Here is a 27,000-nt window from a genome sequence, read left to right as displayed (position 1 = left end):
GTGGCGTGGTGCCCAGTCCCACCAGCCCGCCGCAGACCCGCACCAGCCTTTCACAAGAGATCCTTGCCCTCGCCATCCCGGCCTTCGCGACGCTGGTCAGCGAACCCCTGCTGCTGATGGCGGACTCGGCGATGGTGGGCCATCTGGGCACCCGCCAGCTCGCCGGGCTGGGCCTGGCCAGCAGCGTGCTCAACATCATCAACGGGCTGTGCGTCTTCCTCGCCTACGGCACCACCTCCCTGGTGGCGCGCCGGATCGGTGCCGGCGACAGCCGTCGAGCACTGGCCGGCGGCATCGACGGCATGGCGCTGGGGCTCGGACTCGGCAGCCTGCTCGCCGTGGTGCTGAACCTCACGGCGCCGACGGTGATCGGGTGGTACGGCGCAGGCCCCGAGGTCTCCTCGCAGGCCGTCGACTACCTGCGGATCGCCTGCTGGGGGCTGCCCATGCTGCTGCTGATGCTCGCCTCCACCGGCGTGCTGCGCGGCATGAAGGACACCCGCACCCCCTTGGCGGTCGCGGTCAGCATGAACCTGGCCAACATCGGGCTGAATGCCCTGTTCATGTACGGGATGGGGATGGGGATCCGCGGCTCCGCCACCGGAACCCTGCTCGCTCAGGCCATCGGGGCCTCGGTCTTGACAGCGGTGGTCCTGCGCGGCGCCGTCCGCGCCGGGGTGCCGCTGGGAGTTCGGGTGCATGGCGTGCTGGAGGCCGCCCGCGGCGGCGTCTGGCTGGTGATGCGCAGTGCGTGGCTGCAGGCCTCGCTGGCGGTCACCGTCGCCGTGGCGGCCCGAACCGGCCAGGTGGGCCTGGCCGGACACCAGGTGACGAACTCCATCTGGAGCTTCCTGTGCCTGGCCCTGGACGCGTTGGCCATCGCCGCCCAGGCTATGGTGGGGCACGAGCTGGGCCGGGGCGACGCCGGCAAGGTGCGCTCCATCACGGCCAAGCTGTGCTGGTGGGGCGTTGCCGGCGGGCTGGTCTTCGCCGCGGGACTGGTGCTGGTGCGCGGGGTGCTCGCGCCGGTCTTCACCCCGGATGCCGAGGTGCAGCAGTTGCTGGTGCGCCTGTTGCTGGTGCTGGCCCTGATCACGCCCATCGGGGGGATCGTCTTCGTCCTTGATGGCGTGCTGATCGGTGCCGGGGATGCACGCTACCTGGCCTTCGCGGGAATGGTGGCGACGCTGGCCTACGTGCCGATGGCCCTGGCTGTCGACCATGCCGGGCGCGGCGTCATCTGGCTCTGGCTGGCCTACGGCGGCTACCTGTTGGCCCGCGTCGCAACGCTCGCCCTGCGGGCCCGCAGCGACGCCTGGATGCGCCTGGGAGCCTGAACCCGGCAGGCGCTCGGGTTCCCACGATCCGCGTGTGTTGCACCACGAGCGGACTGCAGGGAACCACTCGGACGCCCTGCGGCTCGCGACGGTCAGGCACCCACCCGGATCCGAGAGGATTGACGCACGCCGGGGAAGTCGACGGCCAGGATCGGCGCGACGTGGTCCTCGGCCAGCTCCTGCCTACGGGGCTCGCGCAGTGCACGGTGGGCCGCAAGGTCGAAGAGCTCGGCATTGCCCTGTGGCTGCTGGGCGGTGCGCTGCCGCGCCACGTCGTGGACGGTGGCAAGGCTGGAACCATGGATGCGCCCGCGGCGCAGGTTCGTCTCGAGCCAGACGATCGTCGCCAGCGGCACGGTGAGCAACGCGGCCCACTGGTGGCCCGTGTGGTGTGCCAGCGCCATCAGTCCCGTGGCGGTGCACAGGATCGCGATGAAGCTGATGTACCTGCTGTTTGCGGTTGACCGCATGAATTTCCCCCTGTTGTGACCCCGGTCCCCCGACTCGGCGCCGTCCATGACACTATGCCAACCGCCAGATTCGGCCAACCTGACGTCCCACGGGCGGTGACTTCCACAAGGGCCCTTCAGGAGTCGGGGTCCGGATGTCACCTGTTCAGGGGACACCCAGGCCCCGAGCAACGGGTCAGACAGCGTTCTGGTCCCGGTCGCTCGTGCCCGTCCACACGTCCTGTCGGTCGCCGAAGTGGTACTGCGCGGCCTCCGCGACGGCACCCCGCTCGGCCAACATCGACGCATGCGTGGGGGCATCGGGGATGTCCGCAGGGCGCCCCTCGGCATAGCCCTTGCGCATCTCGGGCAGGATCTCGCCCAGCAGGTCCAACTGCTCCAGCACCGTCTTGAGCGGCAGGCCCGCATGGTCGATCAGGAAGAGCTGGCGCTGGTAGTGGCCGACGTGGTCGACCATTCCCAGGTAGCGTTCCAGCACCTGCTGCGGGGATCCGACGGTCAGCGGCGTCTGGTGGGTGAACTCCTCCAGCATCGGCCCGTGGCCGTAGACCGGGGCATTGTCGAAGTAGGGCCGGAACTCATTGACGGCATCCTGCGAGTTCTTGCGCATGAAGAACTGCCCACCCAGCCCGACGATGGCGTGTTCCGCCTTGCCGTGCGCATAGTGCTCATAGCGCTGGCGGTACAGCTCGACCATCTGACGGGTGTACTCGATGTTCCAGAAGATGTTGTTGTGGAAGAAGCCGTCACCGTAGTAGGCGGCCTGCTCCGCGATCTCCGGGGAACGGATGGAACCGTGCCAGACGAAGGGCGGAATCTCGTCGAGCGGCCTGGGCGTCGCAGTGAATCCCTGCAGGGCGGTGCGGAACTTGCCCTGCCAGTCCACGACGTCCTCGCGCCACAGCCGGTGCAGCAGGTTGTAGTTCTCCAGTGCGAGGTTGATGCCCTGCCGGATGTCCTTGCCGAACCAGGGGTAGACCGGGCCGGTGTTGCCGCGGCCGAGCATCAGGTCGATGCGGCCGTCGGCCAGGTGCTGGGCATAGGCATAGTCCTCGGCCAGACGCACGGGGTCATTGGTGGTGATCAGCGTGGTGGCCGTCGACAGGATCAGCTTCTCGGTGACCGCGGCGAGGTGGGCCATCAGGATCGGCGGGTTGGCAGGCGCGACGAAGGGCGGGTTGTGGTGCTCACCGGTGGCGAAGACGTCGAGGCCGATCTCCTCCGCCTTCTTCGCGATGGCGACGGTGGCCTTGATCCGCTGGTTCTCGGTGGGCACGGTGCCGTTCGTCGGGTCGGCGGTGACGTCGCCGATGGTGAAGATGCCGATCTGCATGACTGCTCCTATGGGTCACCAACAGAATAGTTGATGTTTCACTCAAATAAACGTGGTTCGACAGCCACCTATTCCCGGGCAATGCCACAGGCCGTCGCTAGGCTCGACGACGAACCTTGGGAGGCAATCCATGAAGTCCGCCGCGCATCTGCTCGCACTGCCCACGCTCGCCGCATTGCTGGCCACCACCGCCTGCACCGGGGGTCAGGACACCACGCCACCCAAGAACCTCCCGGCCGCCGACGATGCGGCCAAGCAGTTCGCCGCCGCGCTGGCCAAGGGCGACGTGCTGAAGGCACCCGTCGTCGACGCCGGCCCGGCGCAGACCGAGCTGCAGGTGTTGACCAATGGCATGGATGACCTGCGGCCCACCATCACCCCTGGCCAGGTCACCTATGACGGCAAGTCACAGAGCGCCAGCGTCCCCCTGGACCACAAGCTCCAGCTGGGGAGCCAGACCTGGAGCTGGCAGACCACTGCCCCCCTGAAATTCGTCGACGGCGCATGGAAGGTGGAGTGGAACCCGAAGATCGTCCAGGCCGACCTGGACGGGAACACGCGACTGCGCCACCTGCGTGATGCCCCCAAGCGGGCCTCCATCGTGGGTTCCGAAGGAATGGCGCTGGTGGAGATGACCACCGCCTACCAGGTGGGGGTGGACAAGGCGAGCACCGCGAAGACCCAGTGGGATGCCACGGCACGCAAGCTGGCGGCCACGCTGGGCCTGGATGCCGCGAACTATGCCAAGCAGGTGGCGGCCGCCGGCCACAAGGCCTTCGTGCCCGCCATCACCCTGCGGGCCGGGAAGGTCCCGGAGACCGTCAAGGAGATGGCCGGGGTCTCGGTCATTCCCGTCGAGATGCCGCTGGCACCCAGCTCCACCTTCGCGGCCGGGATCCTGGGCGGTTCCGGCCTGGCCTCGCCGGAGGACGTGAAGGCCGGCAAGGGTGATGTGGAGGCAGCAGACCACGTCGGCACGTCGGGCCTGCAGAAGCGCTACGACGCACAACTGCGCGGAAGTGTCGGGCACCGGATCGACGTCGTGGGCAGGAAGGTCGGCACCGAGGCACCGACGGCGGCTCCCGCCAGCCCCGGCACCTCGCCCAGCCCGGCGCCGGACAAGGACAGCCCCGTGAAGGAGCTCTTCTCCAGCCCCGCCAAGCCGGGCACCCCCGTGGCGCTCAGCCTGAATCGAGGGCTGCAGGAGAAGGCGGAGAAGGCACTGGCCTCGCAGAAGGGCGTCGCCTCGCTGGTGGTGCTGAAGGTGGGCAGCGGTGACATCCTCGCCGCCGCCAACTCACCGGCCAGCGGCGCCAATCCGAACGCGACCTTCGGCCGCTACGCGCCGGGCTCCACCTTCAAGGTGGTCAGCTCCCTGGCACTGCTGCGCAAGGGAGTGACGCCGACGACGAAGGTTCCCTGCACCGCGAACCTGACTGTCAACGGCCGCGTCTTCAAGAACTACACGGACTTCCCCAGCTCCAAGGTGGGCAACATCACCCTCACCGATGCGCTGGCCAATTCCTGCAACACGGCCTTCCTGGCCAGCGCCCCCAAGCTCGGCGACAGTGACCTGGCGCAGGCCGCCGCCAGCCTGGGGATGGGCATGGACCACGACGCTGGTTTCTCCTCCTTCTTCGGCTCCGTCCCACCCGCGAAGGATCCGGTGGGCAAGGCCGCCGACATGATCGGCCAGGGAACCGTCGAGGCATCTCCGATGGCGATGGCCGCGGTGGCGGCCTCCGTCGCCTCCGGGAAGACGGTGGTGCCGTGGCTGGTGGCCAGCAAGAAGCCGACGCAGAAGGGCACGCCGCTGTCCCCCACCGAGGCCAAGCAGCTGCAGCAGATGATGCGGGCCGTGGTCACCGACGGTTCCGGCAAGGTGCTGGCCGGGAAGATGGACGGCGCCAAGACCGGCACGGCCGAGTTCGGCAGCAAGACCCCGCCACAGACGCACGCATGGATGATTGCGTGGAACAAGGACTACGCCGTCGCCGCCATGGTGGCCGAGGGCGAGTCCGGTTCGAAGACCGCGGCACCCATCATCAAGAGCTTCCTGGGCTGACCGCCTTGGTCAGTTCCCGCCGGTAGGCTCACCGGGTGATCACTGGTGAGCTGAAGGGCAAGATCGACCGCGTCTGGGATGCCTTCTGGTCGGGTGGCATCTCGAACCCGCTGGAGGTGATCGAGCAGATCACCTACCTGCTGTTCATGCGCCGCCTCGACGAGGTGCAGACCTTGGCGGAGAGCAAGGCCAAGCTCTTGGGCCACGGCGTGATCGAGGATGTCGTCTTCCTGCCTGACCAGCAGCAGCTGCGCTGGTCGCGCCTGAAGAACACGTCCGCCGACGACATGTTCGCCACCATGTCCGAAGACGTCTTTCCCTTCCTCCGCAGGCTCGGAGCCCAGGTGGGCGGCGATGGGTCCACCTACTCGGAGCATATGAAGGATGCACGGTTCACGATCCCGAATGCGGCGCTGCTCACCAAGGTGGTCGACCTGGTGGACGAGATCCCGATGGCCGATCGGGACACCAATGGCGATCTGTACGAGTATCTGCTGAGCAAGATCGCTTCGGCGGGGGTCAACGGACAGTTCCGCACGCCGCGCCACATCATCTCGTTGATGGTCGACCTGATGGCACCCACCCCGCAGGACGTGATCTGCGACCCCGCGTGCGGCACGGCGGGTTTCCTGGTGGGGGCTTCCGAGTACCTGCGGGAGCATCATCCGTCCATCAACACCAATGCGACGCATCGAGAGCATTTCCACGACGGAATGTTCCACGGCTATGACTTCGACAAGACGATGCTGCGCATTGGCAGCATGAACATGATGATGCACGGCGTGCAGCGGCCCGACATCGCCTATCGCGACTCGTTGAGTGAGGGCGCCGCGCACGACGAGGGCCGCTACTCGCTGATTCTGGCCAACCCGCCCTTCGCCGGTTCGCTCGACTATGAGCAGACCTCGGCCGAGCTGCTGAAGATGGTGAAGACGAAGAAGACGGAACTGCTCTTCTTGGCGCTCTTCCTCAAGTTGTTGAGCACGGGTGGCAGGGCCGCGGTGATCGTTCCCGATGGTGTGCTCTTCGGGTCATCCAAGGCACACAAGGACTTGCGCAAGGAGTTGGTGGAGAAACACTCGCTTGATGCGGTGATCAAGCTGCCGTCGGGTGTCTTCCGGCCGTATGCCGGTGTGTCGACGGCGATCCTGCTCTTCACGAAGACTGGCGTGGGTGGCACGAAGGACGTGTGGTTCTACGACGTGCGCGCCGACGGTTTCAGCCTGGACGACAAGCGCAATCCCATCGCGGAATCCGACCTGGACGATGTTCGCAAGCGTTGGAAGTCCCTCACGACGGCCGAGCCCACCAACACGACGGCCGAGCCCACCGACACGACGGCCGAGCCTGTCGAGGCCTCGGAGCGTGATCGCGCGCGCACCGAGCAGTCCTTCCTGGTGCCAAAGGCGGAGATCGTGGAGAACGGTTACGACCTCAGCATCAACCGCTACAAGGAGGTGGTCTACGAGGAGGTGGAGCACCGCGCCCCACTGGAGATCATCGCCGACATCGAGGCCTTGGACGCCGAGATCGCCCAGGGTCTCGCCGAGCTGAAGTCGATGCTCCCATGAGGAAGGTCCCACTGGGGGATGTCATAGCGCCAGCCATTTCAGCTCGCGCGGGATCCCGGCAGCTGCCGCTCCTAAGCATGACGATGCACGACGGCCTCGTGGACCAAACCACGAAGTTCAAAAAGCGCGTGGCAAGCGAGGATACAAGCTCGTACAAGGTGATCGAACGGGGGCAGCTGGTTATCGGCTTCCCCATTGATGAAGGAGTGCTGGACTTCCAGAACCTGTATCCCGAAGCGATTGTGAGCCCCGCGTACGGCGTGTGGAACATTCGTGACTCGAATACTGTCCATGCACCCTACCTACACAAGTTCCTTCGATCCCCTGAAGCACTGACCTACTACAAGTCAAAGCTCCGCGGCAGCACGGCCCGGCGTCGGTCTCTCCCGCACGAGATTTTCACCGCGATGACAGTGCCTTTGCCGTCCCTCGATGAGCAGCGGAGGATCGCGGCGATCCTCGACCAGGCCGATGCCCTGCGCACCAAGCGCCGCACCCAGCTCGCCCACTTGGACGCTCTGCCCCAGGCCATCTTCCACGAGATGTTCAGTCATGTCGCTGCGGTCCGTCCTCTAGGCGAAGTTCTGATGGATGTTCAAACTGGGGTCAGCCCGAAGTGTGAACCTCGGCCTGCCGAACCCGGCGAGTGGGGGGTCTTGAAGTTAAGCGCAGTCACCCACGGCCACTTCAATCCCGGAGAGAACAAGGCCTATATGGGTGACGCCACCGTTCTACAGCGGGTCGAAGTTAACCGAGGCGACATTCTTATGACACGAAAGAACACCCCAGACCTAGTCGGCCACGTCGCGCTCGTCGCCGAGGATTGTCCGGCGCTGTCGATCCCTGACCTGATATTCCGTATCCGTGTGTGTGACGAGATGAACCCCGTGTTCTTTAGCACCATGATGATGAATCCAAGAATTCGGGCTCAGGTCAAGAAGCTGGCGGGTGGTGCCGCGTCCAGCATGTCGAACATCTCCATGGCACGACTTCGCACGCTGCGAGTGCCTTGTCCTCCCGTGCGAGCGCAGGATGCATTCGCCGAAATCATTGGTTCCGTAACCACACAACGACAACAGGCGACCAGAGCTCTCAGCGAGATTGAGACACTGTTTTCCTCCCTCCAGTCCCGAGCCTTCCGAGGTGAACTGTGATTACCGTCCCGATCTGGCCGGAGTTCATCCTTCCGGTCCTCACCTGCCTCTCCGACGGTGAGACTTGGCCGGTGCGCGAGCTGCGCGCCGCGTCCTATGACGCCTTGGCCCTTGACGAGACGGCTCGCGCTGAGGTGCTTCCCAGCGGGGAGTCGCGGGCGCACAACCGCTTCGGCTGGACTATCTCTCACATCCACAAGGCGCGATGGATCGAGCGGGTAGTCCGAGGCCAGTACCGCATCACCGACGACGGGCGCGCCGCGCTGCAGACCTACGCGGGCGGGTTCCACGACTATCAGCTCGCCAGCCAGGTGCTTGACCACTTCTGGGACAAGCCCAAGCCTGCGGCCGAACTGGGCAGTGTGACGCTCTCCAGCACATCCGAGCCGACACCTGCACCCGAGGTCGATCCCGTCGAGCTGATCGAAGACTCCGTCGCCACCCTCAACAACTCCGTCGCCATCGAGCTGCTCGACCGGCTCCGCACTGCCGACCCGACCTTCTTCGAGGAGGCTGTCGTCAAGGTGCTGCTCGGCATGGGTTACGGAGGAGCCGAACAGCGCGGGCGCCGAATCGGCGGCACCGGCGACGGCGGCGTGGACGGCGTAATCGACCAGGATGCGCTCGGCCTCGACCAGATCTACATCCAGGCCAAGCGCTACGCCGAGGGCAACAACGTCTCCCGCGAGACCATCCAGGCCTTCGTCGGCGCCCTGGCCGGCAAGGGCGCGAGCCGTGGCGTGTTCATCACGTCCAGCGACTTCACTCTCGGCGCGACCAGCTATGCCAACGCCATCCCCACCCGCATCATCCTGATCAACGGCGCCCGACTGGCGTCGCTGATGATCCAGTACCGCGTCGGGGTGCAGACCAAGCAGGTCTACGAGGTGGTTGAGCTCGACGAGGACTTCTTCGAGTGACCGAGTGGACCACGCCTCCCCCGGTGCGCCCGCTCCAGCCGGAAGATGCCTTCGCGGGCATCGACGCCACGGTGCTGGACTTCTGGCGCTTCGCCATGAGTGACCTGAAGACCAACAATGTCCGCGGTTACCTGGCCGAGTTCCTCGTCGCCCGTGCGGTAGGAGCCACCGGTCCGCGCATCGAGTGGGACAGCTTCGACGTGCTATCGCCCGAGGGAATCCGAATCGAGGTGAAGTCGTCCGCCTACGTGCAGGCCTGGGCGCAGCGCCGACCCTCACAGATCACCTTCAGTGGGCTGCGCGGGCAACGGTGGACACCCCAGGGCGGCTACTCGGCCGAGAGCACCTACAATGCCGACGTCTATGTCTTCGCCATCCACACGGCCAAGAGCCATGAAGCCTACGACCCACTCGACGTCGGCCAGTGGCAGTTCCATGTCGTCACAGCCGAGACCATCGCGGCGACCAAGCAGAGGAGCATCGGGGTGGCGTCACTGCAGCGGCTGGCCGGCGCTGCGGTCAGCTGGTCCGAGCTGGGCGACGCGATCCGCGCCGTGTTTCCACGGCCCACACCTGACGGTCCACGGTCCTGACGTCAGCACCCAGCCGCTCGGCAGCCGTCGCGAGCAGCTCATGAGCCTCATCGACCTCCACCACCTTCGAGCGGTTGAGCAGGCGGGTCAGGTACCGGCGCACCTTCACATCGGGCTTGCCCTGGTCACCGCGTCCGGCATTCATCAGCAGGTATGACCACGACAGCGGCCCGAGGCCCTTGGCCGCCAACCAGGCGGGGCGTGCCACCTCGGCCAGCTTCTCGTCGCGCAGCTGGGCAGCCTGCACCACCGGGATCGGAAGCGCGGCCAAAGCAGTCAGCGCCTCGTGGATGGCCTCGGTCCGCAGTCGTCTGGTGCCAGGCAGCTTGCTGTGATTTCCCAGAACGTCGGCGAAGGCAACTGGGCCGCCAGAAGCATCCATCGCGGCCACCAGCTCAGGGCCAGTGTCGGTGTCAGCCGATGGGCGCAGGGCCCGGTACCGGTCGAGCACCTTGATCGCCGCCGTGCTGTGTCCGCGCAGTGAGTAGGCGCTGTTCAGGGCGCACAGCGCCAACGAGTCGGGGAACTCCACCGGCTTGCGCCATGTTGACGGCTCCCCCAAGTCGTCCCGCAACCGGTCAATCCAAATGTCCTTGCCAGCCATGGGAATGAGCCAACCAGCACGCGAAGCCTTGGGCCGGCGTGCCACGTCGGCCACCAGTCAAACCTCAGCTGACTCTTCCGATATTCGTTTCGTTTACAAGTGAAAGTCGTCTAGTCTGGGGGCATCGGGTCACAGCTCCCATCAAGGAGGAAAGCCATGACCAGCACAACCACAGAACGCATCACGATCACCAACAGCACCATCGAACAGGCCAAGGCCACCCCCGTCGAGCATGGGGCGTCCCTGATGCTCCGTCTGCCTGACGGTCGCCAGATTGACCTGCCCACGCCAGTCGAGACAGCGCTGCTGCAGGCGTTGACGGCAATCGCCACCACAGGTTCGGTCACCATCGGCCAGGTTCCCGACGAACTGACCAGCACCGTCGCCGCCGAGATGCTCGGGGTCACGCGCCCCACACTCATCAAGTGGGCCCGCGAGGGCGTCATCGATTCCTTCCAGGTGGGCACACACACCCGCTTCCATCGCGATGAAGTTCTTCGCCTCAAGCAGGAGCGGGCGGCCGCGCGCCGCGCTGCTTTCGAAGAGCTGCGGGCGCTCGACATGGAGCACGACGAGTTCCTCGACGACTGATCCAGCACATCCGCGGCGTTGGAGGAGCCCCCGCCGGGGGCTCCTCCAACGTTCCTTCTTGGCGGCACGAAGATCTGTCAGCGTCCTCGGATATGGTCCTTGCCATGACGCAGCGGGTGTTCGTCGATGCCAATGTCCTGTTCAGCAAGACACTGATGGACTGGCTCTTTCTGCTGCACCAGGCCAACGGCAACATGTTCCAGGTTCACACCACAGAGGATGTCCTGGCCGAAACCATCGCGAACATGCGCAAGCGCAAGCCCGGAGCACCTGGGTACGCCACCAGCCGCAGACTCGAGTTGATCCGAGACTCACTGACCGAGGTCATCCGTGACTACCCCGGCCAAGGCGATCCCAAAGCTCCGAAGTTCTCGGGGACTGACAAAGACGATTACCACGTGCATGCCGGTGCCTGCGCCGGTGGAGCGAACATCATCCTGACCTGCAACGCTGCGTCCGACATCACGACCACCCCGGATGAGGAGAGCTATGAGGTCATGCAACCCGATGACTTCTTCTGTCTGGTCACGAAGTCCAACCCGTCGTGCCTGGCGCCCGTTGTGCAGTACCAACTGGCCTACTGGACCAAGCGGCCGTCACGCCTCCAGCTCGATGACGCCCTGCGGAACTCCAACTGCAGTGCTTTCGCCGACGAGGTGCGGAAGGCCTTGTGTCAGATCGCCATCACGGGCTGGAACTGACCCCTTGGTGTGGCGCCCATGGCCGAGCCCCCAGCCGAATGTCATAGGCGCCCGCTAGGCTCAGCGCAGGACAACCGTGGAGGACAGCCAACGTGGGCAACTTCGATTTCCTCAAGGCCGAATGGCCCGAGATCGCGGGCAATGCTGCCCGCGCCGAAAGCGCCCTCTCCAACGATCCGATCGCAGCCTGCGTCTACTCGCGCCGCGTGGCCGAACTCGTCGTCGCCGCGACCTACGACCTCAAGCAGCTGCCCGACGCATACCGGGATGACCTTTCGGCCAGGATCAACTCACTCGACTTCAAGCGCGTCGTCCCCGAACGAGTGCGCGCCAAGCTCGACGCAATTCGGCGCTACGGCAACACCGCTGCACACCCCGGTGGCAGGCGGCTCCAGCCCGGACAGCCGCGAGCTTGCCTCGATGAGCTCTTCCACGTCCTGGTCTGGTTCGGTCTGAACTACACCACCACGCCCGGCACCGTCCCCGTCAACTCCCGATTCGACGCCGACTTGGCCAAGCAGTCTGCTCCGCTGCCGCGCGCCGAGGTGGCGAGGATCGTGGCTCAGTTCGAACAGACCGACCAGGCCCGGGCCGCCGAGCTGGAGGCCAGTGTCAGCAAGGCCGCCGAGCTGGAGAACGAGCTGGCAGAGCTGCGAGCACAGCTGGCGACAGCCCAGCAGATGCAAGGGGTTACTGATACACACGACTATGACGAGGCCACCACCCGCACCCGTCTGATCGACCTTCAGCTCGCCGAGGCCGGCTGGCCCCTCGATCAGGCCCGCGACCGTGAATATCCCGTCACAGGCATGCCCAACAACAGCGGTGACGGCTTCGTCGACTACGTGCTGTGGGGCGACGACGGACTGCCACTGGCCGTCGTCGAGGCCAAGCGCACCACCGCCTCGGAACAACGAGGACAGCAGCAGGCAAAGCTCTACGCCGACTGCCTCGGAGCCCGGTTCGGGCAGCGACCCGTGATCTTCTACACCAACGGCATCCGCACCTGGCTCTGGGACGACCTGAACTACCCGCCGCGCGCCATCCAGGGTTTCCTGACCAAGGACGAGCTGGAGTTGGCCATCCAGCGCCGCACCACCCGGATGGACCTCGCCACACGAGCGGTCGACAGCGTGATCGCCGGGCGCTACTACCAGTCGCGCGCCATCAAAGCCATTGGGCAGTCCTTCGACCAGAAGCAGCGAGCTGCCCTTCTGGTGATGGCCACCGGATCAGGAAAGACCCGCACCGTCATCGCCCTGACCAAGCAGCTGATGGATGCCGGATGGGTGAAGCGGGTGCTCTTCCTGGCCGACCGCACCGCGCTGGTGAAGCAGGCAGCCAATGCCTTCAAGACCCATCTGCCCGGGGTCACCACCGTCAACCTGGTCACCGAGCGCGGGGAGCAGGGCCGCGTCTACGTCTCCACCTACCCCACGATGCTGAATCTGATCCAGCAGGCCGATGGCGAACGCCGCTTCGGCCCCGGATACTTCGATCTGGTGGTGATCGACGAGGCGCACCGCAGTGTCTATGCCAAGTACGGTGCCATCTTCGAATACTTCGACTCTCTGCTGGTGGGGCTCACCGCCACCCCCAAGGACGAGGTGGACCACAACACCTACCGGCTCTTCCAGCTGGAAGACGGAGTTCCCACCGACGCCTATGGCCTGGACGAAGCCGTGAAGGACGGCTATCTGGTGCCGCCCCGCGGCCTCTCGGTAGGCACCAAGTTCACCCCGCCGCGGCATCACGTACGCCGACCTCAGCGACGACGAGAAGGACGCTTGGGACGCACTCGACTGGGGCGAAGATGGTGCTCCAGACGAGGTGGGCGCCGAAGAACTGAACCGTTTCCTGTTCAATGCCGACACCGTTGACAAGGTGCTCGGGCAGCTGATGAGCGACGGCCACAAGGTTGCCGGCGGAGAACGCCTGGCCAAGACGATCATCTTCGCCAAGAGCCAGCAGCACGCAGAGTTCATCGGAGAGCGCTTCAACTTGGGGTGGCCGCAGTACGCCGGCCACTTCGCCCGCGTCATCACCCACGCCAGCCCCTACGCCCAGAGCCTGATCGACGACTTCGCCACCCCAGACAAGGCACCGCACATCGCCATCAGCGTCGACATGCTCGATACCGGCATCGACATTCCCGCCGTGGCCAACCTGGTGCTGTTCAAGATGGTCCGTTCCAAGTCGAAGTTCTGGCAGATGCTCGGACGCGGCACGCGGCTGTGCCCAGGGCTCTACGGTCCCGGACAGGACAAGACCGACTTCTTCGTCTTCGACTACTGCGGCAATCTCGAGTACTTCGGGGCCGACCTTCCCGGCTCGGAGGGTTCCTTGCAGAAGTCACTTACCCAGCGCATCTTCGAGGCTCGGGTGGAACTCATCCGAGCCCTCACCGACCACCCGTCCGAGGCGGATCTGCGCGCGGCGACCACGACGACCCTGCACGACTTCGTCGCCGGCATGACCTTCGACAACGTCCTGGTGCGTCCCCACTGGGAGGTGGTGGAGAAATACCAGAGTGCCGAACGCTGGCATGGACTATCAGCCGACGATGCGCGTGAGGCGATCAGTCTGGGGGGCCTGCCCAGCACGGCAGAGGTGGAAGCAGCGGCCGACAAGGCAAAGCGTTTCGACCTCATCATCCTGAAGCGCCAGGTGGCCCAGCTCGCCGGCGACGCGGCCACTGCCGAGAAGAGCAAGCGGCAGGTGCAGGAGATCGCCGAGATCCTGCTCACCAAGGCGAACATCGCCATGGTCACCGAACAAGCACCCCTGCTCGAATCGCTGCTCTCCGACGAGTGGTGGGAAGGCGTGAGCCCGTCCAGCCTCGAGGTGGTGCGCAAGCGCATCCGCGGCCTGATGCAGCTCATCGAACCCACGACCCGCGCGCGCCTCTACACCGACTTCACCGACGAGAATTCCGCTGCCGTCGAGGTGGAACTGCCAGGGACCACCCCCGGCACCGACTTCGAACGATTCCGCGCCCAGGCCCTCAGCTACCTGCGGTCACACGAGGACAACCTCTCTCTGCAACGGCTTCTCCGCAACAAGCCCCTCACGCAGGACGACCTCACCTCGCTGGAGAGGATGCTGGTGCAGGCTGGCGGAACCCGGACAGACCTGCACTGGGCCGACGAACACTCGGGAGGACTTGGCCTGTTCATCCGTTCCTTGGTCGGGCTGGACCGCAGTGCAGCCAAGGAAGCCTTCGCGCAGCTTCTCAACCGAGGCGGATTCAATGTCATCCAGATTCGCTTCATCGACCTCATGGTCGATGAGCTGACCCATACCGGCATCATGGAACCAGGCCGCCTGTTCGAGGCACCGTTCACCGACGCGGCGCCCACAGGCCCCACCAGCATCTTCCCTGAGCAGGACGTCGCGGAGATCATCACCATTCTGCGTGATGTGAAACGACGTGCGCAGCCCTTGGGAAGCGGTAGCGCTACGGCGTGAGCCCAGGTCACCCCATCATCAAGAGCTTCCTGGGCTGAGCCTCACAGACGCACCACCATCTTGCCGGTGTTGGCACCACGCATCATGTCGATGAAGGCCTGCGGCGCCTGGTCCAGGCCCTCGCGGATGGTCTCGTCGAAGCTGATCTGGCCGCTGGTCAACCAACCGGTCATCTTCTGCTGGAATTCCGGGGCGAGATCCGCATACTTGGCGACGATGAAGCCGCGCAGGGTCAACCGCTTGCCGATCACCAGCGCCAGGTTGCGCGGGGCGGCGGGCTTGTCGTCGGAGTTGTACTGCGCGATGGCGCCGCACAAGGCCGCATGCCCGTCGACGTTCAGGGCTCCGATGGCTGCCTCCAGGTGCTCGCCACCCACATTGTCGAAGTAGACGTCGATGCCCTCGGGAGCGGCGGCGGCCAGCTGGCCCACGACGTCCCCGTCGCGGTAGTTGAAGGCCGCATCGAAGCCCAGCTCCAGCAGCCGGGCAACCTTCTCCGGGCTTCCGGCGCTGCCGATCACCCGGGAGGCGCCGGACAGCTTCGCGATCTGCCCCACCAGAGAGCCCACGGCACCGGCGGCACCGGAGACGAAGACGGCATCGCCGCTGGTGAACTCGGCAGCAGCCATCAGACCGGCATAGGCGGTGAGTCCGGGCATGCCGAGCACACCCAGGTAGGGGGTGTCCCCCACGGCACTGACGTCCACGGGGCGCGCCTTGTCTGCGTCCAGCACCGCGTGCTCCCGCCAACCCAGACCGTGCAGCACGTGGGTACCGACGGGAATCTCGTCGGCGGTGGACTCGATGACCTCACCCACGGCACCCCCGTCGAGCGGCTGGTCCAGCTGGAAGGCCGGGACATAGGACTTCACGTCGTTCATCCGGCCACGCATGTACGGGTCCACGGACATGGCGGTGTTGCGCACAAGCACCTGCCCGGGCTGCAGCGCGGGCAGCTGGACCTCCTCCAGACGGAAGTTCTCGGCGGTGGGCCAGCCCGAGGGGCGGCTGGCAAGGACAATCTGGCGGGTTGCGGTCATGGGGTGCACAACGGTCTGGCCACCCCATTGATTCCCACCCGTGATTACCGCACGGCTCAGCTGGACGGATCGGTGACCGGTGAACCACCGGCCACCCGTCGCACCCAGGCCACGGCTTCGGCCACGTCGGCGACGCTGGGCACACCGGGCGGCGACGGGGGACGGTCCACCACGACGCACTCGACTCCCAGTTCCCGTGCGACGAGCATCTTCGCCCGGGTCTGTTCACCGCCGGAGTTCTTGGTGACCAGGACCTCGGTACGGTGCTGCCGCATCAGGGCGCGCTCGTCGTCGGCCGTGAACGGGCCCCGAGCCGTCAGGATCTGCCAGCAGTCCGGCAACTCGAGGTCGGGGGCCTGCACCATCCGTGCCACGACGTGGTGTCCCCGCAGCGCGGGCAGGTAGCGGGCCAGTTCATTGCGGCCGACGGTGATGAAGACGCGGCGGCCCAGCGCGGCCGCCGCCGTGGCTGCCTCGTCGTGATCGGGCACGACATGCCATCCCGGCTCCGCTGGCCAGCCGGGCCGGGACAAGCGCAGCAGCGGAATCCGGCGCCCGTCGGGGAGCAGGATGGCGCAGGCCTGCGCCGCATTGCGGGTCATGCCCTGGGCAAAGGGGTGGGTGGCGTCGACGACGACGTCGAAGCCAGCCAACTCCCGTCGCAGCCCGTCGACCCCACCGAAGCCACCGATCCGCACCTCCCCCACCGGAAGCCGCGGTCTGGGCACCGCCCCGGCAAGCGAGGAGACGACGTGCAGGCCGTCCTCGCCATCGAGGGCCGCCGCCAGTTCCCGGCCTTCGGAGGTGCCGCCCAGGATGAGGAGACGAAGGGTCACTTGGGGCCCTGCAGCAGGCAAAGGTCCATCACCCAGCCGGCCTCGTCGAAGGCCTCCTGACGAGCCCGGATGATGTCCTCTCGCACGTCGTCGAGGCGCCCGCTGACCAACCGCTCGCCGACGGCGCCCAGATTGGATCCCCAGTGGACCTGCCATTCGCCCAGACCGTCCATCGGGGGCTGGGACCAGTCCACCTCGCCCAGCATCGCGACGATGTTGCGCTGGCCGCTGGCCAGGGCCTCCGGGAGGCGCCGGACGGCGGTGATGTGGACGGGTTCCGCGACGCGGTGCAGGCTCATCCGGTGCTTCGCCGCCAGCAGTTGGACGGCACTCACGCCCGGCAGCACATCCCACTCGGCGCCCGTGCGCTCGCTGATTGCCGTCACGATCCGCACGGTCGAGTCGTAGAAGGCCGGGTCACCCCATGCCAGGAAGCCAATGGTCCCCCCGTCGGCCAGCCCGGGCGCGCGCTGGAGCAGGACGGACTCGAGGGCATCGAGGCGGGCCTTGTGCCAGGCCGCGACGGCGGCCTTGTAGTCGTCCGGTTGCCGGTCCCGCTCGGGATCCGGGATGGCGACGAGTTCCTTGTCGTACACGTCGGCGACGCGCTGGCGGACGGCGAACAACTCGTCGGTGCCATCCCCGACGCGGGCACCCGCCGTCGAGCGCTTGTCGTAGGCGACGAGGTAGTCCGTCCCCTCGATGGCGCGGGCCACCTCCGCGGTGACGTGCTGGGGGCCCATGCCAATGCCCAGGATGCGGATCTTCATCGCTCTTCCTCCTGTGGGGTTCTCGCCCCATCGTGTGGTCGGATCTGCCCGTGTCCAGTGTCTGGCTGGGCGCTGGGAGCGCTGTCACAGTGGCGGAACCGCCCCGGAGTCGAACCGGGTTCCTGGTGCCACGGGCCCGTTCAGTCTAGCCAGCGGCGGATCGGTCGCTTCAACCGCCACAATGGGTCCATGCTCCTGGAAAGCCTCGTCTTCATGTGGCCCGAGACCGCCGTGGCCATCGCGTTCATCCTCCTGCTTGCCGTGGTGGGCCGGTGGTTGGTCCAAGTGGCCATCCGCAGGATGGTGCGGATGACGACGGACCGGGCGCGCCAACACCTTGAGAAGTTGGGCCGGCCGGGGCAGATCCTGGCCTCGGCGACGGGCATGCAGTCCGAGCGGCAGGCGCAGCGGGCGGCGACGATGGGCTCCGTGGTGGGCAGCGCCGCCACCTTCGTGATCGCGACGATCGCCCTGTTGACCGTCCTGTCCCATGTCGGGATCGACCTGGCGCCGGTGCTGGCCTCGGCGGGCGTGGGTGGCGTCGCGCTGGCCTTCGGCGCACAGAGTCTGGTGAAGGACGTGCTCAGCGGCATCTTCCTGACCGTCGAGGACCAGTACGGCGTCGGTGACGTGATCACCGTCAATGAGGTGACCGGCACGGTGGAGCATGTCGGGCTGCGGGTGACCAGCGTGCGCGATGCCAACGGGATGCTCTGGTACCTGCGCAATGGCGAGATCACCAAGGTGGGCAATGTCAGCCAGGGGTGGAGCATCGCGACGGTGGACCTGCCGATCCACCCCGCCGAGGACGCGGGCCGCGCCATCGAGTTGCTGGAACGGGTGGCCACGGACTTCGCCGCCGACGAGGACCACGCCGCAGACCTGATCGACCCGCCCGAAGTGCTGGGCGTCGAGACCATCACGGGCACCGCCATGACCCTGCGGATGACCGCGAAGTGCCTTGCCAACCAGCAGTGGGGGGTGCAGCGCGAGCTGCGCGAGCGGGCGAAGCATGCCCTGGACGCCGCCGGTGTGCGAGGTGCCGTCTCCGGTTGGGGTTCCGGCTCGACGACAGCCTGACCGTTCTGACCGGAGCCCCAGCCCGTGCCCGCCCGGAATTCGACGAGTCGCACCACCCGCGCGGCACAGCCCTGGCGTCGGTTTCCTGCGCCAACGCGGCCTGGCGCACGATTCCGCACCGTGGCGCACGAGAAGTTCCACGCCAAGCGCCGGTTTCCCGTGCCAGCGCGTCGTGGCGCAGGAAACCGACGCGTCCAAGCTGCTCGACGCGCTCTGCCCGACCCTCGACCCCGGACGTCGCGCCGCCTCCTGCACCCTGTGCCACCCCACGCACTCCGCGCCACCTGGCGCTCCTGGCACCCCGGTGTCCCAGAAGTGTTGCTACATGACAGCTCCTGGCACCCCGCACACCCGTCGCCACGAGCCGGTAGCGGCGCACCGAACCAGCCGGGGCGCGACGTCGCGGCCAGCAGGCAAACGAAACACCTGTCCGGACGGAACATCGGAACACAGGGATCTTGTGTCAACCTCTTGACACAAGATGCTTCCACTTGCATTCTTGTACCAATCACCCGGTACAAGATCGGGCCGAGAGACAGGTCTTCCCATGGTTGCCCCACTTCTCCTGGTCCTTCCCCTGGCAGTCCTGCTGACCTTCGTACTGGCCCGAAGCCGCCAGATCCGCCTGGTCGCCACGCAGAACCCTGGTCTGGCGAACCTCGACGGCACCACCATCCGGGGCCGCTGGCTCGGCCTGGTACTGGGTGCGGCCCTGTGCGCCGCGGTCTTCGCCACTGACCGGGGACGCGGCTTCTACCTGGCCCCAACCCTGCTGGCGTTGGGCATCGCCACCGCCCTGACGATCGCCGAACTTGCCGTCTGGCGCGCCGCCCAGACCCCGGGGATCGCCGGCCTCGAAGACCGCTCCGGCCAGCGCTACCTGCCGCGTGCCCTGCTGCTGTGGACCGCGCTGGTAGCCATGGGGCTCGTGGCACTGCTCATCTGGTGCGCCGACCACCAGAACACCGGCTGGCACGGCAGCGCGTCCGGCACCGCCTGGTACTGGGAGAGCCCCGACGGCCTCAACAGCAGCGCCGGATCCCCCTTCCCTGGCAGCCACTACTCCGTCCCCCTCGTCATCGCCCTGGTCGTGCTGTCGGCCATCACCTCCATCGGGGCCATCGCCGCCCGGCGTCGGCCGCGCAACGGCTCGGACCCAGTCATCGTCGCGGTGGACGACGATGCCCGCCGCCGCAGTAGCACTGCCCTGGCGGCCTGCCTGTCCGGGGCGGTCTTCGGGTCCGCCCTGGTCTGCCTGTTCACCGCGTCCATGGGCATCGGCTTCTTCGCCGGCAACCACGACGACCCGATGAACCACGTCGCGAACCAGTGGGCCCAGGCCGTCGCCATCTGGGGCTGCCTGCCCCTGCTCGCCCTGGCGGCCTGGGCAGCCGCCATCATCCTGGTGCCCGGAAGCCCCCGGCGGGTGGGGCCATGAGCCTCGCCATCCGGATCCGCGACGAAGACCCGACACCCCCCTACGAACAGCTGCGCGCCCAGATCGCGACGGCGATCGTCACGGGCCAACTGGCCACGGGGACCCGGATCCCGCCGGTGCGCCAGTTGGCCCGGGACCTGGGGGTGGCCACGGGGACGGTGGCCCGCGCCTACAAGGAGCTGGAGCAGGCGGGCCTGGTGTCCACCGGGCGAGGAGCGGGCACGCGCGTCACGGGCACCGCCTCCACCACGTCCCCGGATCCCCTCGACGCACTGGCCGAGGACTTCGTCGCCCGCGCCCGGGCCCTGGGCTCTCCGGATGAGGCCATCCGCGAGGCCGTCACGTCACAGCTGACCTGACCCGCGGGCCGCTGGCGCCGGGTGTGCGCCACGAACCCCTGCGAGAGTTGCGCGTCGGGCACCTCAGGAAGCCCACCCTCAGACAATGCCCCTTGCCACCGCAATCATGCTGACCGTCATGGCGCGTCAACGGGCAACGCTCGCAGGGATGGGGTCAGGACCTAGGTGCCGGGCCACGCTCGGAGTCACCTGCCGCACCGGGGCCCGGGCCACCTCGGCCACTGACTGGAGACTCACGTCGCAGCATGACCGGCACAGGCCCACCCCACGTCGCGATACCTATTCGACGTCGCGGCCCTCGCGAGGTCAGCGACGTCGAACAGCTGTGGCGACGTGCGAATCAGGCGCCTGTGACAAGGTGGGGCCGTGACACACCCCGCCTCCACCACTCAGCGCGCGCAGGCCAACCGCACCCTGTGGCTGGTGCTCGCGGCCATCGCGTCGGTGCAGTTCGGCGCGGCGATCGCGAAGACGGTCTTCGGGCAGGTCACCCCGACGTCGATGACCTGGCTGCGGTTGGCCTCGGCCAGCGCGGCACTGCTCGTGATCTGGAGCATCCGGCGTGCCCGCCGCACCCCAGCCGCCCGCACCCCAGCCGCCCGCACCCCGGCCGCCAGCACCCCGACCGCCAGCACCCCGACCAACCGCACCCCGCGGTCCTGGCCCGACGGCATCGCCTATGCCCTGTGCCTGGTGGGGATGAACTGGTGCATCTACGAGGCCTTCTACCGCCTCCCGCTGGGGATCGCCGTCACCCTGGAATTCCTGGGCCCGCTCACGGTCTCCGTGGTGGGCAGCCGCCGGGCCCGCGACGTGGTCTGGGCGCTGCTGGCCCTGGCCGGTGTCGCCCTGCTCGGCGTCACCCCCACCAGCCTGGACCCGGTCGGAGTGGCCTTCGCCCTGGCCGCCGGCGCCTGTTGGGGCGGCTACATCGTCACCACCGCGAGGGCGGGCCGCAGCTGGCCGGGGCTCGATGCCCTGACCTTCGCCTGCACCTTTGGCGCGGTGGTGTTGGCGGTGCCCGGCATTCTGCAGGGTGGCGCGACGCTGTGGCGCCTCGATGTCCTGCTGGCCGGCGCCGGCGTGGGCCTGCTCAGCTCCGTCATTCCCTACTCCCTGGAGATGCGCGCCCTGAAGTCCATCCCACCGCGGGTCTTCGGGATCCTGATGAGCGCGGAGCCGGCGGTGGCTGCACTGATGGCCTTCCTGGTGCTCCGTGAGGCCTTGAGCGCGACGGATCTGCTCGCCATGGGGTGTGTGATCGCCGCGACGATCGGCGCCACCCGCTCCGCCTGACGTCCGTCACGGTTGCCAGTCCGCTCCTCCGCACGCGGTGGTCGTCTGAGAGCATGGCCCCCATGCAGGTTTCCTGGTGGGCCATCATCCCCTTCATCGTGATGCTGTTGAGCATCGCCATCGCACCGCTGGTGCCCTCGCTGGCACACCACTGGGAGAAGCCGCGCACCCAGTTGGCCGTCGCCCTGCTGCTGGGGGTGCCGGTGGCGGCCTGGGTCTGGCTCAGCGGTCACCACCACCTCGTCACCCACGCCCTGCACGAGTACGCCAGCTTCATCTGCCTGCTCGGCTCGTTGTTCATCATCTCCGGCGGCATCCACCTGGCCGGTGACATCAAGGCGAGCCCCCGCAACAACACGATCTTCCTGTCCGTGGGTGCGGTGCTGGCCTCGATCATCGGCACGACGGGGGCCGCGATGCTGCTGATCCGCCCCATCCTCAACACCAACCGGGAGCGCCAGCACGCCGCCCACACGGTCATCTACGCCATCTTCGTGGTGGCCAACTGCGGTGGCCTGCTGACGCCGCTGGGTGATCCGCCGCTCTTCCTGGGCATGCTGCGTGGGGTTCCCTTCACCTGGACCTTCACCCTCTTCCCAGAATGGCTCTTCGTGAACATCCTGCTGCTGGTCTCCTACTACTGCCTGGACCGCTCGATGCTGGCCCGCGAGGATGCCGACCACCTGAGCCGCGACGCCAGCGACATCACCCCGCTGAAGCTGATGGGTGCGGTGAACTTCGTCTGGCTGGCCGGTGTGGTCTGCTCCGTGGCCTTCCTCCCGACGCCGTGGCGCGAGCTCGCCATGATCGGCTGTGCCGCCGGCTCGTGGATCACGTCCACCAAGGAGGTGCGTTTCACGCGAAACGAATTCAGCTGGGCGCCCATCCTGGAGGTGGCGGCCATCTTCCTGGGCATCTTCACCACCATGATCACCGCCCTGCAGTACCTGGACTCGATGGCCCCGAAGCTGCCGCTGAACGAGATCACCTTCTTCCTCTTCTCCGGCGGCCTGTCCTCGGTGCTGGACAATGCTCCCACCTATGCCACCTTCTTCGAGCTGGCCAGCCAGCTGCCGGGTGACCCCCGCGTCGCAGGCGTCCCGGAGTTCTACCTGGTGGCCATCAGCCTGGGCAGCGTGCTGTGCGGGGCGATGACCTACATCGGCAATGGACCCAACTTCATGGTCCGCTCGGTCGCGGAGTCCCAGGGTCGCCCGATGCCCAGCTTCGGTGGCTATGTGGTGTGGAGCGTGCGCGAGCTGGCCCCGGTACTGGCCGCCATGGTGCTGCTCTTCATCGCCGATCCCCTGTGGGCCAAGGCCCTGGGAGCGCTGGTGGTGCTCGCCATCCTCGCCCGGGCAGCGGTGCGCGCTCGTCGTCTTCCCCGCTGACACCGCCGGCAAGAACTGGAAACAGCAGGAGGCCCGCTCGGGGGACGGCCTCACTGCTGCTCCCCGCGTCGCTCTGAAGTCGGGGGTCTTCGGCAGGACAGAAATCAAATACTACCCGCCGTAGTATAAATCTCCGCCATCGCCTGCCCGCCGCTTGAACCCGACCCCCTCGGGACAGTGCGATGGCCCTCACCGTGGGAGGCGAGGACTGTCGCACTGACTGAAGCGGTGTGCGCCCGAGCCCCACGCTGGGCGCCGCCGGCACCGTTCCCAAGTAGACTTCTGCGGTGCCCGAGAAGATCCCAGACGAGTTGAACGACGCCCAGACCGCCCAGATGGCGCGGCTGCTGGCCAGCACACCCGTCGTCGGGGAGTTGGGCCAGCTCTTCGCCAACGCCGGCCACGAGCTCTACCTAGTGGGTGGCCCGGTACGCGACGCCCTGCTGGGCGTGCTCCAGCATGATCTGGACTTCACCACCAGTGCCCGCCCCGACGACATCGAGAAGCTGCTGCGCGGCTGGACCAAGGCCGTCTGGGACATCGGCAAGGACTTCGGCACCATCGGCGCAAAGAAGAAGTCCCAGGGCGGCGAGTGGCAGATCGAGATCACCACCTTCCGGGCCGACATCTACCGCAGCGACTCCCGCAAGCCGGAGGTGAACTTCGGCGACAACATTGCCGACGACCTCATCCGTCGGGACTTCACCGTCAACGCGATGGCCTACGACGTCGCCAAGAACCGCTTCGTCGACCCCTACGGAGGTCTGGCCGACCTCGCCTCCTGCGTGCTGCGCACCCCCTTCACCGCGGAGCGTTCCTTCTCCGACGACCCGCTGCGCATGATGCGCGCCGCGCGTTTCGCCAGCCAGCTGCAGTTCACCGTCGCGCCGGACGTGCAACAGGCCATGACGGAGATGGCCGACCGGATCGAGATCATCAGTGCCGAGCGGATCCGCGACGAGCTGTGCAAGCTGCTCTTGACGGACCATCCGCGCCCGGGCCTGAACCTGCTGGTCAACACCGGCCTGGCGGACCGGGTGCTGCCGGAGCTCTCGCAGCTGCGCCAGACCCAGGACGAACACAAGCGCCACAAGGACGTCTATCAGCACAGCCTGATCGTGCTGGACCAGGCCATCGAGCTGGAGAAGGCCCGCGGCCACCAGCCGGACCTGGTGCTGCGCGTCGCCTCCCTGCTGCATGACATCGGCAAGCCCGCCACCCGCGTCTTCGAGGAGGACGGGACGGTCAGCTTCCACCACCACGACATCGTCGGTGCCAAGCTGGCCCGCAAGCGACTCAAGGCGCTGCGCTTCAGCAGCGACGACACCAAGGCGATCTGCCAGCTGATCGAGCAGCACCTGCGCTTCCACGGCTACGGCGAGGGACAGTGGAGCGATTCCGCCGTCCGTCGCTATGTGCGCGACGCCGGTGACCAGCTGGAACGCCTGCACATCCTGACCCGCAGTGACTGCACCACCCGAAACCAACGCAAGGCCGCCCGGCTGCGGGCCGCCTACGACGACCTGGAGAAGCGCATCGCCGTGCTCGCCGAACAGGAGGAGCTGGACTCCATGCGTCCGGACCTCGATGGGGAGCAGATCATGCAGATCCTGGGCCTCAAGCCGTCGCGTGAGGTGGGCGAGGCCTACAAGTACCTGCTCAACCTGCGCATCGACGAGGGTCCACTGGGTGAGGCACAGGCCACGCAAAGACTGCTGCAGTGGTGGCAGCAGCGTTCCACGCAGACCGCCAACTAGGCTGGACGGGTGATCCACACCCCGGCGCGCACCGTCGGCCATCGTGCTCCTGCACGGGCCGCTGCTCGTCGTGCTCCCGCACGGGCCGCTGCTCGTCGTGCTCCCGCACGGGCCGCTGTACATCGTGCTCCCGCACGGGCCGCTGTGCATCGCGCCCTCTCGGGTGTGCTGGCGATGCTGTTCGCCGTGCTGGGGCTGGCGACGGTCGTGGCGATCCCGGCCAGCGCCGAGGACGTTCCCACCCTGAGCGTGGTGCTCAGCCAGGTGACACCGGTCTCACCGTCCGCGACGGACACCGTGACCCTGCAGGGCTCGGTGACCAACACGTCGTCGAAGCCGGTGACCAATGTGCAGGTGCACCTGTGGCGCTCAAGCGATGCGGTGACAGACGGCGAAGTGCTCACCGAGGTCCTGGCCTCGGACCCGGCCAATCCGGTGGGCCGCCGGATGCTGCAGCCGGAGAACATCTTCAACATCACTGACGTGGGCGCCCAGCCCAGCCAGGCCTTCCCCAGCACGAAGGCCTCCCCGAAGAAGACCTTCGCCCCCGGTGAGAGCGCCGACTTCACCGTGCGCGCACCGGTGCAGGGCGCGAACGGACTGGGTTTCGCCACGCCGGGCGCCTACCTCGTGGGCATCCAGGTGCGCGGCATCCCCGAGGACGGCCAGAACCAGACGCTGGGCCGGGCCCGGTCGCTGGTGGTCTTTGCCCCGGAGGCATCCCGCCCGCATTCGTCGGTGGCGACGGTGGCGCTGCTCAGTTCTCGTCCCTCGCGCACCGGCGACGGGGTCTTCGCGGATGACCATCTGGCCGGGGAGCTGACCGGCCGGCTGCGGCAGCTGGTGACGCTGGCCCGGCAACCGGGGGTGACGGCGCTGGTGGATCCGGCCCTTGTGGACGCGGTGACGGACATGGCCGACGGCTACCGGGTGACGGGCAGCACGTCCCCCACCACACAGGGTCAACAGGCCGCCGAGGACTTCCTGACGCAGTTGGGGCCGGTCGTCTCCGGTGGCGCCGCCTACCGAACGCTCCAGGGCGGCATCGACGTGCAGTTGGCGGTGGACAGTGGGCACCCGGAGTTGGTGGAGCTGGCCGCCGCGACGCCCCCGACGGGGCACCTGCTGGCGAAGCTGCCGCTGGCGGTGGTGCCCGCGGACCTGAAGCTGGGCGACAACGCCCGGAATGTGCTGGACGGGATCAAGCCGGCACTGGTGCTGGCTGAGAATGCCGCCTCCGGGACGGCCGTGCAGCGCTGGTCCGATGATGCCGAATCCGCCCTGGTGGTGCCCCGCACCTCCATCCACGACGGTGGTCCGGGACCGGACCCGACACGCTCCGCACCACAGCTGGCCGGCCGCCTCCAGGCCACCCAGTTCGTCCAGGCCCGGCCCATGGTCTCCTTGGTGAGTACCTCGGCGCAGGCCTCGGCGGAGCTTGTCGACGCGCCCTGGCGCACCCGCACCCCGCTGCCCGCGCTGGTCGCGGCCAGCGGGACGACCGAGCGCTTCGTCGCCTCCCCGCAGCCGGCCCACCGTGAGGACCGGTCCTGGCTGGATGAGGTCAAGTCGGGACGGGCTGACCTGACGGCCTGGGGTGAGCTCGTGGCCAAGGGAAATGATGCGGAACGGCTCACGCAACAGGTCCTGCCGCAGGCGCTCAGCACCTCCTGGCGGGGTGACCGTGCCGCGGCCCTGCGCTGGCTGGTGGCGAGCCGTTCCCAGGTGGGTTCCGTGCTCACCAGCAACAAGGTGAACCTGCACGTGGTCAGCAAGTTCGTGACCAGCTCCAGCAACCAGGAGGTTCCGGTCACGATCAGCAATGGCCTGCCGGATCCCGTCCACGTGCGGATCGCCTTCGACTCCGAGAATCCGCAGCGCATCAACGTCGCGGACACCGATGTGCTGACGGTGGGTCCCGGGGACTCGGAGACCGTGAAGGTGCGGGTGAGCACCCATGCAAATGGCGAGGTGGGGGTCCAGGCGAGGTTGACGACGCCGACGGGTCGCGCGATCGGCACCCCGCGGAACCTGACCATCACCGCCACCCAGGCCGGGCGGGTGGGCTGGATCATCATCATTGCGTCCGGAGTGGTCTTCCTGGCCGGTACGGCGATGCGGATCCGGCAGGTGCAGCGAGAGCGCCGGGGATCGGCTAACGTCGCAGGAACAACCGGGCCGATGACGCGCCCGGCGTGTGACGGGGACGACGGGTGATGGGGACGT

The 27,000-nt window shown here is 67.2% G+C and carries 23 protein-coding genes and 1 riboswitch; of the genes, 17 read left to right on the top strand and 6 right to left on the bottom strand.

Features of this window, described 5'->3' with window-relative positions; translation table 11 throughout:
- Window positions 1-8 precede the first annotated feature (8 nt).
- Window positions 9-1,337, top strand: coding sequence for an MATE family efflux transporter (locus EDD41_RS10380; RefSeq protein WP_123575842.1), 1,329 nt, complete (start codon window positions 9-11; stop codon window positions 1,335-1,337).
- Between the two features lie 92 nt (window positions 1,338-1,429).
- On the opposite strand, the gene EDD41_RS10375 is transcribed toward EDD41_RS10380, so the two are convergent.
- Complete coding sequence (locus EDD41_RS10375) at window positions 1,430-1,807, bottom strand: hypothetical protein (RefSeq protein WP_123575841.1); 378 nt, start codon at window positions 1,805-1,807, stop codon at window positions 1,430-1,432.
- 175 nt (window positions 1,808-1,982) lie between these two features.
- Window positions 1,983-3,140, bottom strand: coding sequence for an LLM class flavin-dependent oxidoreductase (locus EDD41_RS10370; RefSeq protein WP_123575840.1), 1,158 nt, complete (start codon window positions 3,138-3,140; stop codon window positions 1,983-1,985).
- A 130-nt stretch (window positions 3,141-3,270) separates the two neighbouring features.
- On the opposite strand from EDD41_RS10370, the gene EDD41_RS10365 reads away from it, so the two are divergent.
- From EDD41_RS10365 to EDD41_RS10345, 5 genes are all read left to right on the top strand, one after another.
- Window positions 3,271-5,205 carry a penicillin-binding transpeptidase domain-containing protein gene (locus tag EDD41_RS10365; RefSeq protein ID WP_123575839.1) on the top strand — a complete coding sequence of 645 codons (1,935 nt, stop codon included), beginning with the start codon at window positions 3,271-3,273 and terminating at the stop codon, window positions 5,203-5,205.
- A 35-nt stretch (window positions 5,206-5,240) separates the two neighbouring features.
- Window positions 5,241-6,776: a type I restriction-modification system subunit M gene (locus EDD41_RS10360; protein ID WP_123575838.1), complete on the top strand. Its 1,536-nt coding sequence runs from the start codon at window positions 5,241-5,243 to the stop codon at window positions 6,774-6,776.
- 77 nt (window positions 6,777-6,853) lie between these two features.
- Window positions 6,854-7,930 carry a restriction endonuclease subunit S domain-containing protein gene (locus tag EDD41_RS10355; protein ID WP_170165322.1) on the top strand — a complete coding sequence of 359 codons (1,077 nt, stop codon included), beginning with the start codon at window positions 6,854-6,856 and terminating at the stop codon, window positions 7,928-7,930.
- A complete protein-coding gene (locus EDD41_RS10350; protein WP_123575836.1) occupies window positions 7,927-8,850 on the top strand; it encodes a restriction endonuclease in 924 nt (307 codons plus the stop codon). Before EDD41_RS10355 ends, EDD41_RS10350 begins: the two co-directional genes overlap by 4 nt.
- Window positions 8,847-9,443, top strand: coding sequence for a hypothetical protein (locus EDD41_RS10345; protein WP_123575835.1), 597 nt, complete (start codon window positions 8,847-8,849; stop codon window positions 9,441-9,443). Before EDD41_RS10350 ends, EDD41_RS10345 begins: the two co-directional genes overlap by 4 nt.
- On the opposite strand, the gene EDD41_RS10340 is transcribed toward EDD41_RS10345, so the two are convergent.
- Window positions 9,370-10,047 carry a hypothetical protein gene (locus EDD41_RS10340; protein ID WP_148060528.1) on the bottom strand — a complete coding sequence of 226 codons (678 nt, stop codon included), beginning with the start codon at window positions 10,045-10,047 and terminating at the stop codon, window positions 9,370-9,372. The two genes, EDD41_RS10345 and EDD41_RS10340, sit on opposite strands and share 74 nt — an antisense overlap.
- A 156-nt stretch (window positions 10,048-10,203) precedes the next feature.
- On the opposite strand from EDD41_RS10340, the gene EDD41_RS10335 reads away from it, so the two are divergent.
- The 4 genes from EDD41_RS10335 to EDD41_RS17185 all read left to right on the top strand — a co-directional run bounded on the left by EDD41_RS10335 (window position 10,204) and on the right by EDD41_RS17185 (window position 14,807).
- A complete protein-coding gene (locus EDD41_RS10335) occupies window positions 10,204-10,638 on the top strand; it encodes a helix-turn-helix domain-containing protein (protein ID WP_094764313.1) in 435 nt (144 codons plus the stop codon).
- A 104-nt stretch (window positions 10,639-10,742) separates the two neighbouring features.
- Window positions 10,743-11,339, top strand: a complete 597-nt coding sequence (locus EDD41_RS10330) for a PIN domain-containing protein (RefSeq protein WP_123577019.1) — start codon at window positions 10,743-10,745, stop codon at window positions 11,337-11,339.
- Window positions 11,340-11,431: 92 nt separating this feature from the next.
- The gene (locus EDD41_RS17190) at window positions 11,432-13,219 is read left to right on the top strand and encodes a DEAD/DEAH box helicase family protein (protein WP_211336632.1); all 1,788 of its coding nucleotides are present in this window, start codon (window positions 11,432-11,434) and stop codon (window positions 13,217-13,219) included.
- Window positions 13,170-14,807 carry a type I restriction-modification enzyme R subunit C-terminal domain-containing protein gene (locus tag EDD41_RS17185; RefSeq protein WP_211336631.1) on the top strand — a complete coding sequence of 546 codons (1,638 nt, stop codon included), beginning with the start codon at window positions 13,170-13,172 and terminating at the stop codon, window positions 14,805-14,807. The genes EDD41_RS17190 and EDD41_RS17185 overlap by 50 nt, the downstream gene beginning before the upstream one ends.
- A gap of 41 nt (window positions 14,808-14,848) precedes the next feature.
- Here the strand turns inward: EDD41_RS17185 and EDD41_RS10320 are convergent, their stop codons facing one another.
- The 3 genes from EDD41_RS10320 to EDD41_RS10310 are packed head-to-tail and all read right to left on the bottom strand — an operon-like array spanning window position 14,849 to window position 17,453.
- Window positions 14,849-15,847, bottom strand: coding sequence for an NADP-dependent oxidoreductase (locus EDD41_RS10320; protein WP_123575833.1), 999 nt, complete (start codon window positions 15,845-15,847; stop codon window positions 14,849-14,851).
- A gap of 56 nt (window positions 15,848-15,903) precedes the next feature.
- On the bottom strand, window positions 15,904-16,683 hold the full coding sequence (locus EDD41_RS10315) for a cobalt-precorrin-6A reductase (protein ID WP_211336630.1): 780 nt from the start codon (window positions 16,681-16,683) through the stop codon (window positions 15,904-15,906).
- Window positions 16,680-17,453 carry a precorrin 6A synthase gene (locus EDD41_RS10310; protein ID WP_123575832.1) on the bottom strand — a complete coding sequence of 258 codons (774 nt, stop codon included), beginning with the start codon at window positions 17,451-17,453 and terminating at the stop codon, window positions 16,680-16,682. Before EDD41_RS10310 ends, EDD41_RS10315 begins: the two co-directional genes overlap by 4 nt.
- Window positions 17,454-17,488: 35 nt before the next feature.
- Window positions 17,489-17,601, bottom strand: a riboswitch (cobalamin riboswitch).
- 41 nt (window positions 17,602-17,642) lie between these two features.
- Between EDD41_RS10310 and EDD41_RS10305 the strand changes: the two genes are divergently transcribed.
- The 7 genes from EDD41_RS10305 (at window position 17,643) to EDD41_RS10275 (ending at window position 26,991) form a co-directional block, all read left to right on the top strand.
- Complete coding sequence (locus tag EDD41_RS10305; protein ID WP_094764308.1) at window positions 17,643-18,533, top strand: mechanosensitive ion channel family protein; 891 nt, start codon at window positions 17,643-17,645, stop codon at window positions 18,531-18,533.
- A 547-nt stretch (window positions 18,534-19,080) separates the two neighbouring features.
- Entirely contained in the window at window positions 19,081-19,971 is an 891-nt protein-coding gene (locus tag EDD41_RS10300; protein WP_123575831.1) for a hypothetical protein, read from the top strand.
- Window positions 19,968-20,330, top strand: a complete 363-nt coding sequence (locus EDD41_RS17855) for a GntR family transcriptional regulator (RefSeq protein WP_094764306.1) — start codon at window positions 19,968-19,970, stop codon at window positions 20,328-20,330. Before EDD41_RS10300 ends, EDD41_RS17855 begins: the two co-directional genes overlap by 4 nt.
- Before the next feature lie 366 nt (window positions 20,331-20,696).
- Complete coding sequence (locus EDD41_RS10290) at window positions 20,697-21,626, top strand: EamA family transporter (RefSeq protein ID WP_245995613.1); 930 nt, start codon at window positions 20,697-20,699, stop codon at window positions 21,624-21,626.
- Window positions 21,627-21,688: 62 nt separating this feature from the next.
- On the top strand, window positions 21,689-23,017 hold the full coding sequence (locus EDD41_RS10285; RefSeq protein ID WP_123577013.1) for a sodium:proton antiporter: 1,329 nt from the start codon (window positions 21,689-21,691) through the stop codon (window positions 23,015-23,017).
- A 335-nt stretch (window positions 23,018-23,352) separates the two neighbouring features.
- Window positions 23,353-24,774 (top strand): CCA tRNA nucleotidyltransferase, encoded by a 1,422-nt coding sequence (locus tag EDD41_RS10280; protein WP_123577011.1) that lies wholly within the window; start codon window positions 23,353-23,355, stop codon window positions 24,772-24,774.
- Window positions 24,775-24,783: 9 nt separating this feature from the next.
- Window positions 24,784-26,991 carry a DUF6049 family protein gene (locus tag EDD41_RS10275; protein WP_148060527.1) on the top strand — a complete coding sequence of 736 codons (2,208 nt, stop codon included), beginning with the start codon at window positions 24,784-24,786 and terminating at the stop codon, window positions 26,989-26,991.
- Window positions 26,992-27,000 lie beyond the last annotated feature (9 nt).

Origin of the sequence: Luteococcus japonicus (genome assembly GCF_003752415.1) — a bacterium.
GTDB classification, from domain to species: domain Bacteria; phylum Actinomycetota; class Actinomycetes; order Propionibacteriales; family Propionibacteriaceae; genus Luteococcus; species Luteococcus japonicus.
Note: the sequence above shows the minus strand (reverse complement) of the source record. Positions and strands in the feature narration are given on the sequence as shown.

Bases quoted from the DNA above. Each gene is read 5' to 3' on its own strand.
- EDD41_RS10375 (WP_123575841.1), bottom strand. From the start codon at position 1,807: ATGCGGTCAACCGCAAACAGCAGGTACATCAGCTTCATCGCGATCCTG.
- EDD41_RS10370 (WP_123575840.1), bottom strand. From the start codon at position 3,140: ATGCAGATCGGCATCTTCACCATCGGCGACGTCACCGCCGACCCGACG.
- EDD41_RS10365 (WP_123575839.1), top strand. From the start codon at position 3,271: ATGAAGTCCGCCGCGCATCTGCTCGCACTGCCCACGCTCGCCGCATTG.
- EDD41_RS10355 (WP_170165322.1), top strand. From the start codon at position 6,854: ATGACGATGCACGACGGCCTCGTGGACCAAACCACGAAGTTCAAAAAG.
- EDD41_RS10340 (WP_148060528.1), bottom strand. From the start codon at position 10,047: ATGGCTGGCAAGGACATTTGGATTGACCGGTTGCGGGACGACTTGGGG.
- EDD41_RS10335 (WP_094764313.1), top strand. From the start codon at position 10,204: ATGACCAGCACAACCACAGAACGCATCACGATCACCAACAGCACCATC.
- EDD41_RS10330 (WP_123577019.1), top strand. From the start codon at position 10,743: ATGACGCAGCGGGTGTTCGTCGATGCCAATGTCCTGTTCAGCAAGACA.
- EDD41_RS10320 (WP_123575833.1), bottom strand. From the start codon at position 15,847: ATGACCGCAACCCGCCAGATTGTCCTTGCCAGCCGCCCCTCGGGCTGG.
- EDD41_RS10310 (WP_123575832.1), bottom strand. From the start codon at position 17,453: ATGAAGATCCGCATCCTGGGCATTGGCATGGGCCCCCAGCACGTCACC.
- EDD41_RS10305 (WP_094764308.1), top strand. From the start codon at position 17,643: ATGCTCCTGGAAAGCCTCGTCTTCATGTGGCCCGAGACCGCCGTGGCC.
- EDD41_RS10300 (WP_123575831.1), top strand. From the start codon at position 19,081: ATGGTTGCCCCACTTCTCCTGGTCCTTCCCCTGGCAGTCCTGCTGACC.
- EDD41_RS17855 (WP_094764306.1), top strand. From the start codon at position 19,968: ATGAGCCTCGCCATCCGGATCCGCGACGAAGACCCGACACCCCCCTAC.
- EDD41_RS10285 (WP_123577013.1), top strand. From the start codon at position 21,689: ATGCAGGTTTCCTGGTGGGCCATCATCCCCTTCATCGTGATGCTGTTG.
- EDD41_RS10280 (WP_123577011.1), top strand. From the start codon at position 23,353: ATGGCGCGGCTGCTGGCCAGCACACCCGTCGTCGGGGAGTTGGGCCAG.